The 7,612-nt window shown below is 39.8% G+C and carries 8 protein-coding genes; all 8 read left to right on the forward strand.

Features of this window, described 5'->3' with window-relative positions; translation table 11 throughout:
- The first annotated feature begins 9 nt into the window (after window positions 1-9).
- Window positions 10-972 (forward strand): YpdA family putative bacillithiol disulfide reductase, encoded by a 963-nt coding sequence (locus ACFQ38_RS15275; RefSeq protein WP_381481974.1) that lies wholly within the window; start codon window positions 10-12, stop codon window positions 970-972.
- Between the two features lie 142 nt (window positions 973-1,114).
- The gene (prsW, locus tag ACFQ38_RS15280; RefSeq protein ID WP_336825177.1) at window positions 1,115-1,795 is read left to right on the forward strand and encodes a glutamic-type intramembrane protease PrsW; all 681 of its coding nucleotides are present in this window, start codon (window positions 1,115-1,117) and stop codon (window positions 1,793-1,795) included.
- 222 nt (window positions 1,796-2,017) lie between these two features.
- Window positions 2,018-2,809 (forward strand): spore cortex-lytic enzyme, encoded by a 792-nt coding sequence (gene sleB / locus ACFQ38_RS15285; protein ID WP_336825176.1) that lies wholly within the window; start codon window positions 2,018-2,020, stop codon window positions 2,807-2,809.
- Window positions 2,810-2,879: 70 nt separating this feature from the next.
- Window positions 2,880-4,166 carry a PepSY1/2 domain-containing protein gene (locus ACFQ38_RS15290; protein WP_336825175.1) on the forward strand — a complete coding sequence of 429 codons (1,287 nt, stop codon included), beginning with the start codon at window positions 2,880-2,882 and terminating at the stop codon, window positions 4,164-4,166.
- Between the two features lie 83 nt (window positions 4,167-4,249).
- Entirely contained in the window at window positions 4,250-4,888 is a 639-nt protein-coding gene (locus tag ACFQ38_RS15295) for a flagellar brake protein (RefSeq protein WP_381481977.1), read from the forward strand.
- 89 nt (window positions 4,889-4,977) lie between these two features.
- The gene (cmk, locus tag ACFQ38_RS15300) at window positions 4,978-5,655 is read left to right on the forward strand and encodes a (d)CMP kinase (protein WP_381481979.1); all 678 of its coding nucleotides are present in this window, start codon (window positions 4,978-4,980) and stop codon (window positions 5,653-5,655) included.
- The gene (locus tag ACFQ38_RS15305; RefSeq protein ID WP_336825172.1) at window positions 5,652-6,233 is read left to right on the forward strand and encodes a lysophospholipid acyltransferase family protein; all 582 of its coding nucleotides are present in this window, start codon (window positions 5,652-5,654) and stop codon (window positions 6,231-6,233) included. The genes cmk and ACFQ38_RS15305 overlap by 4 nt, the downstream gene beginning before the upstream one ends.
- A 79-nt stretch (window positions 6,234-6,312) precedes the next feature.
- Window positions 6,313-7,452 carry a 30S ribosomal protein S1 gene (rpsA, locus tag ACFQ38_RS15310; protein ID WP_381481981.1) on the forward strand — a complete coding sequence of 380 codons (1,140 nt, stop codon included), beginning with the start codon at window positions 6,313-6,315 and terminating at the stop codon, window positions 7,450-7,452.
- Window positions 7,453-7,612 lie beyond the last annotated feature (160 nt).

Consider the following 7,612-nt stretch of genomic DNA (forward strand, 5'->3'; position numbering starts at 1 on the left):
GCAATAAAAATGAATTCGAAAGATGCCATAATTGTTGGTGGTGGTCCTTGCGGATTATCGGCAGCAATTGAATTACAAAAAATCGGTATGGATGTATTAATCATTGAAAAGGGCAATATCGTCAATTCAATATACAATTACCCTACGCATCAAACCTTTTTTAGCTCAAGCATAAAATTATCCATTGGAGATATTCCGTTCATTACGGCGAAAGAAAAACCTAAGCGAAACGACGCACTTGTCTATTACAGAAAAGTAGCTGAATTGAAAGGCTTACAAATCAACAATTATGAAAGAGTAGAAAAAGTTGTAAAGAAAGACAACCAATTTCACGTTTTAACCGATAAAAGCGAATATGCGTCGAAATATGTCATCGTGGCGACAGGATATTATGATCAACCAAATCAATTAGGTGTTCCCGGTGAGTCATTGCCGAACGTATATCATTACTTTAAGGAAGGACATCCGTTTTTCGGCAAGAAAGTTGTCGTCATAGGAGGAAAGAATTCAGCGGTAGATGCTGCAATCGAGCTGCAGCGCGCAGGAGCGTTCGTAACGGTCATTTACCGTGGAAGTGAATATTCCCCTAGTGTCAAGCCGTGGATACTTCCAGGTTTCGATAGCCTTGTTAGAAATGGTGAAATTGAAATGCATTTTAACTCCAAAGTTGTTGAAATTTCACCTACATCCGTGACGATGGAAAAAGATGGACAGTTGCATTTATTGGAAAACGACTATGTCTTTGCGATGATAGGCTACCACCCAGACCATGCCTTCCTTAAAAAAATTGGAATCCAAATTGATGAGGAATCAGGCCGACCATTGTTTAATGAACAAACAATGGAAACAACAATCGAAGGCCTTTACATTGCAGGAGTGATAGCGGCCGGAAATAATGCAAACGAAATATTCATTGAAAATGGTCGTTTGCATGGCGGTCTCATTGCGAATCATATAGAAAGCAAGTCGTAGAGACATTGTATATTATTGCAAATCACCTTCTAAATAATTTCACTATATTTTATAAAATTATACTTCGAACGCTTTGCCTTTCAATTTCTTGACAGAAAAGGTTGAAAATCATGTTATAATGGCTTTGAAGGGGGCCGCCAGCATGTTTATATTGCTTACTGTAGCGATTGCGCCTGGACTGGCGCTCTTTAGCTATTTTTACTTACGGAAACAAATAGCCAAAGATCCATCCCGTACAATATTTCACACATTTATATATGGGGCGGCTATGACCTTTCCGATTATGTTTATCCAACATGTTTTCGAGGAAGAGGAAATTTTCACAAATGAGTTTTTTAGAAATGCTATTTTCACAAGTTGGATTGAAGAGTTTTTTAAATGGTTTATATTAATCATTTCTATTTATAGACATGTAGAATTTGAAGATGCATATGATGGCATTTTATATGGTGCAAGCGTTTCTTTAGGATTTGCAACGGTTGAAAATATTTTATATTTATTTACATTCGGTTTGGACACTGCTTTTTTAAGAGCGCTGTTGCCTGTTTCAAGTCATGCACTTTTCGGTGTTGTTATGGGATACTATTTTGGTAGAGCAAAATTTGCTTCTACTGCCAATCATCGAGGCATGTTGTTTTTCGCATTCTTTGCTCCGTTTCTATTGCATTTTATTTATAACGGTATTTTGGCTGTTAATGATCTATCATTATATTTAATTATCCCATTCATGCTTTTCTTATGGTGGTTTGGATTGACGCGCGTCAAATATGCCCACACCTTTGCCATGCAACAATTCCGAAAAAAAGCAGAGACGAAAATGTAGAAGAATTGATAGGTTGAAATTACTAACGATTATTAAGCGAATTCCTTGCAGATGAGGAATTCGCTTTTTTTGTATATGCAATTATAGGCGTGTCATGTTTGAAATGACTAAATCATGAAGCAAGCATAAGAAGATGGACGATTATTAAAGTTGGCAATGGAAAACAAGAAACGGGATCGTTATAAAACAAATTGAATTGGACAGACTGTGAAAAAGGAGGCGATGACATTGAAAAAAATGATAATAAAGCTTTTGGCAATTGTATTATTGCTTAGTTGTGCCTATGCAACTTCACCTGTCCAAATTGGAGCTTTCAGTCCACGTGATCTATCACAAGGGGCAACGGGAGACGATGTGATCGAATTGCAAGCGAGGCTTCAATATATCGGCTTCTATAACGGCAAAATTGACGGGAAATTCGGCTACGGAACTTATTGGGCTTTGCGAAACTTCCAAGATAAATATGGGTTGCCGATCGATGGTATTGCCGGTTCCCAAACTAAAAAGAAATTAATTGCAGCTTCAAATTATGATGAAAAATTCGTCATGGATAATTTGAGAAAAGGGAATCAATTCACCCATTATGGGGGTAAGCCACTATCTACCCAAGTTAAGGCGGGAGGAGGTAAACAAGAAAATATCCATTTACCTTCAAAGTATTCAGAGCAAGATTTAAAACTAATGGCTAATGCGGTTTATGGAGAAGCCCGCGGAGAACCATATGAAGGTCAAGTAGCAGTTGCGGCTGTCATTTTAAATCGTGTTGAACATCCTGACTTTCCAGATACGGTTGGCGGTGTCATTTTCCAACCAGGTGCATTTACGGCTGTAGCTGACGGTCAAATTTGGCTTACGCCAAATGAAAGGGCAAAAGAAGCAGTGTTAGATGCAATTAATGGATGGGATCCATCCGAAAATGCAATTTATTACTTTAATCCGATTACCGCAACAAGCAAATGGATATGGTCAAGACCTCAAATTAAGAAAATTGGTTTGCATATTTTCTGCAGTTAAAATTTCATTGGAGGGAGGTTAAGCAAATAGTTTCGGCGATGATATTCATTACCGGCACTGTTTCTTTAATATGAAAAAAATTATTTTTTTACTCGCATATGCTGTGGCTGTTTTAGGAGTTTTTTCATTTACAAAAGTTACAGAGAATGAAAATTTGTCTTTGGCACTTAGTACGCAATACGCAAAAAAAATGTCTGACGCATCTGAGAAGTTGGAGGAGTTAGATACTGCAGTGAAGAAGACATTGCTGTTTAATGACTCCGATGGTTCAAGAAAAGCAAGAGAAGATGTTTGGCGACTTTCTTCAGACATTAAGAGTTCCGTTTCATCGTTGCCGTTTGATAATAGCTTTTCCACTTCATGGATGAATTATCTTGGAAGGCTTGGTAACTATGCTAAAGAAGCGGATCGGCTGTCGAATCCACAAGAATATTACGAAGTGATGTCGAAGGCGTCAAATAATTTAAGAGTTATGGCGGATGAGTGGCAAATTGCAACAGCTGGTCTTATGGACGGCAAGTATAATATCAATGAATGGACGGAGCGGTTGGACGGTACGAGTCCGGACTATGATTGGTCCAATATGGGGAATACAGTTAAGAAATATACTGAAAGTGATTTTCCACTCACAGCAAGCGAATCGGATGCTATGAAGAAAAAAGAGCTGAAAGATTTGGACGATGCTAAAGTTACAAAGGATCAAGCGATTGAGCGATTCAAAAAATTGTTTCCGGAAGTTTCAAATGAAGTGATTGGTGTAGAGATGAGTAAACCTGGTTCACCATATCCATTTTTCCATATTCGTTTTGCAACAAATGAATCTGTTGGATATATCGATATTACCGAGAAGGGTGGCCATGTCCTCTCTTACCTATCAGAGCGTTCTGTCGGCAACACCAATTTATCGTTTGAAGAAGTGAAAGAAAAAGCGGAGGATTTTCTTGAGCGCGCGGGATATAAGGATTTGGTTTATGAGGAATCAAGGGAGAATAGCAATGCCTATCACTTTGTATATGTACGTCAAGAACCATTTTATAAGGCGAAAGTATTTTCAGATACTATCCACTTGAAACTCTCCAAAGATACCGGGGATGTTTTAGGCTTGGATGCTGCAGAGTATATACGAAAAGAAACACTTGCAAGACAGCAAGTTAATAAAATTGATTGGAAAGATTTTTTCCATGATGATGTTAAAATTATGAAGGACGAATTAGCCTATGTTGAAAATGATGAAAAGAAACAAAGGCTTGCATACTACCTTACAGCAATTCGAGATGAAAATGGGCATACAGGAACTTATCGGATCGTAGTGGATACAGAAACGGCAGAAGTAATAAAGACAGAACGTTTAGAGTAAAAAGTAACTTATTGAAACCATATTGGCAATTCACCATACCCATGACATAATAGAGATATATTGTTGAGGGTAGGTGTTTCGTAATGCGACTTTCGATAGGTACCACAATTATCATCGATAAAGACTATACGGAGTTAGGTGACAAATATAAAAGTAAAGTGGTGGATATCGAAGAAGGGTTTTTCATGATTGATTATCCAACCCATATTGAAACGAACCGTACAGCATTTTTTATGGACGGTACGCAACTCCTCATTTCCTTTGTGGAAGATAAAATGTCTTACGCATTTCGTAGTGAAGTAAAAGGACGATTGAACCGCGGCATTCCGATGTTGAAAATGAACTATCCTGGCGATGATCAACTGATCAAAATTCAAAGAAGAGAATTCGTGCGCGTAGAAACTGCGATTGACGTTGCAGTTTGCCTTGATGGTGTGTACGAACAGTTCGTTGCAGCTGACATAAGTGCAGGAGGAATCGCGCTATATCTTAGTTCGAAAGACTTTTTTGCCGAAAACGATACTGTTCATTTGACGATCGCACTTCCTTTTGAAAAAGATGAAGTGAAGTATGTGAGAACAGAGGCGGAAGTTATTCGGATTTGGGAAAAGGACAAACGGAAGATCGCATCGTTGCAATTTTTACAAGTTGATGACATTGATCGCCGAAATATCATTCGTTTCTGTTTTGAAAGACAACTGATGGAGCGAAACGAGAAATGAAAGGTTCATCGGGAAAAGTCCTGTACATTAGGACTTTTCCCTTTTCCTTGTGATACAATGTTTTTGATTTGAATTCGGGGGTAGATGATATGTCAAAAGGGATTATTATTGCAATTGATGGACCAGCTGCTGCAGGAAAAAGCACGATTGCAAAAAGAATTGCTGAAAAGTTGAATTTCACATATATCGACACAGGAGCGATGTATCGCGCATTGACGCATAAGGCGCTTCAGTTAGGCATAGATATGGACAGTGATAGAGATCTTTCGAAATTGCTCGAGGAGACGGACATCCAGTTACAGCCTAATAGAGATGGTCAAGCCGTTATTATAGACGGCAAAGATTGTACGGAGGTCATTCGATCTCAAGAAGTGACCGCAAACGTATCTCAAGTAGCTGCTCATACGAATGTCCGCAAGATGATGGTAGCAAAGCAGCGGGATTTGGCTGCTGGCATTGGGGTCGTTATGGATGGAAGGGATATCGGCACTGCTGTGCTGCCCAATGCAGATTTGAAAATATTTATGACGGCATCCGTTGAAGAACGTGCAGACCGTCGCTATATTGAAAATCAACGACGAGGCATTCAAACTTCCTTGGCGCAATTGATAGCGGATATTAAAGAACGTGACAGGGCTGATAGCGAACGCGAAGTTTCTCCTTTAAAACAGGCAGAGGATGCCATTCTACTTGATACGACTTCTTTGTCAATTGAGGAAGTCGCGGATCAAGTGATAGAACTTGCTGAAAAGAGGATGGAACGATGAATTTATATCCATTAGGCAAAATGCTTGTCAGTACGATCTTTTTTCCGCTTTATCGCATAAAAGTCATAGGTAAGGAAAATTTCCCGAAAGAAGGAGGGGTGTTGCTTTGTACGAATCATATCGATAACTTGGACCCGCCAGTCGTAGGCATCACGTGTCCAAGAACGGTCCATTTCATGGCGAAGGAAGAGCTGTTTAACATGCCGATCTTAAAAACCATTTTGCCAAAGGTTAATGCTTTTCCGGTCAAACGTGGCATGAGCGACCGTGAAGCTTTAAGGACCGCTTTAAAGTTACTGAGAGGCGGGGAAGTGGTTGGTCTATTTCCAGAAGGTACGAGAAGCAAAACCGGAGAGTTAGGCAAGGGATTATCAGGCGCAGGCTTTTTCGCTTTGAAAGGAGATGCCGCTGTTGTGCCATGTGCGATTATAGGCCCATATAAACCATTTAAACGGCTGCGAGTCGTCTACGGCAAACCAATCGATATGACCCCATACCGTGAAAGACGTGCATCTGCAGATGAGGTCACTGCTGTCATTATGGATGAAATCCGTAAACTTTTAGAACTAAATAAATGAATCGTAAGGGTAATTTTTTGTTTTTATCGATTGATTCGAATAATATAGAAGTAGGATTCATTATGGAGGAGGACTACATATGACTGAAGAGATGAATTTGGACGCTTTGAACGGATATAAAGAAGGGGACAAGGTAACCGCTACAGTTACAAAGATTGAAGACAAAGCGGTAACAGTAGAAATCCCTAACGCACCATTCGACGGTGTCATCCCGATTAGCGAATTATCGAGCCTGCATATCGAGAAAGCATCAGATGCAGTTAATGTGGGCGATGAACTGACATTAGTTATTACAAAAGTTGAAGATGAAAACTATGTCCTTTCTAAGCGTAAAGTGGATGCAGAGAACGCTTGGGACTCTTTAGAAGAAAAGTTCAAAAATCAAGAAACGATTGAAACAGAAGTGAAAGATGTTGTAAAAGGCGGTTTAGTCGTCGATCTTGGCGTTCGCGGTTTTATACCTGCTTCGCTCGTTGAAGATTATTTCGTTGAATCTTTCGAGGATTATAAAGGACGTACGATGACATTCAAAATTGTTGAGATGGACAAGGAAAAGAATCGTCTGATCCTATCCCATCGTGCGGTTATCCAAGAAGAGAAATCGCAAAAAAAAGAAGAAGTGCTCGAAAATCTCAAAGAAGGCCAAGTGCTTGAAGGGACAGTTCAGCGCATTGCATCTTTCGGTGCTTTCATCGATATTGGCGGTGTCGATGGACTCGTCCATATTTCACAGCTTTCCCATGAGCATGTAGATAAAGTATCTGATGTTTTAAAAGAAGGAGACAAGGTTAGCGTAAAAGTATTGTCAGTTGACCGAGATTCTGAACGGATTTCTTTATCTATTAAAGAAACTTTGCCTGGACCTTGGGAAGGTATTGAAGAAAAGGCGCCAGTCGGCTCGGTATTTGAAGGAATTGTAAAGCGTCTCGTTTCTTACGGTGCGTTTGTTGAAGTACTGCCTGGCGTCGAGGGATTGGTGCACATTTCCCGCATTTCCCATCAGCATATCGGCACGCCGCATGAAGTCCTCGAAGAAGGACAAAAAGTGAAAGTCAAAGTCGTTGATGTGAACGCTAATGAAAACCGTTTGTCTCTAAGCATTAAAGATTTGATTGAAAAAGAAGACAATGAATCATTTGGTGATTATGAAATGACGGAAGAAACCGGCTTCTCGCTCAGCGATGTTATAGGAGATCAACTTAAGAAATTTTCTGAGTAAGCGGTTCCGATAATTGATTTGAAAGAGGCTGGGACATAACTAGCTTTAAACAATGAGAAAGGGGCTGTCCAGAAAGTCAGTGAAAACTGATTTTCTGTGATAGTCCCTTTCTGGTTGGAGAATAAATGGGGAACCCCTGACAACCGTCGCTTTCCGTTCC

This window comes from Sporosarcina contaminans (assembly GCF_042679045.1).
Lineage (GTDB): Bacteria > Bacillota > Bacilli > Bacillales_A > Planococcaceae > Sporosarcina > Sporosarcina contaminans.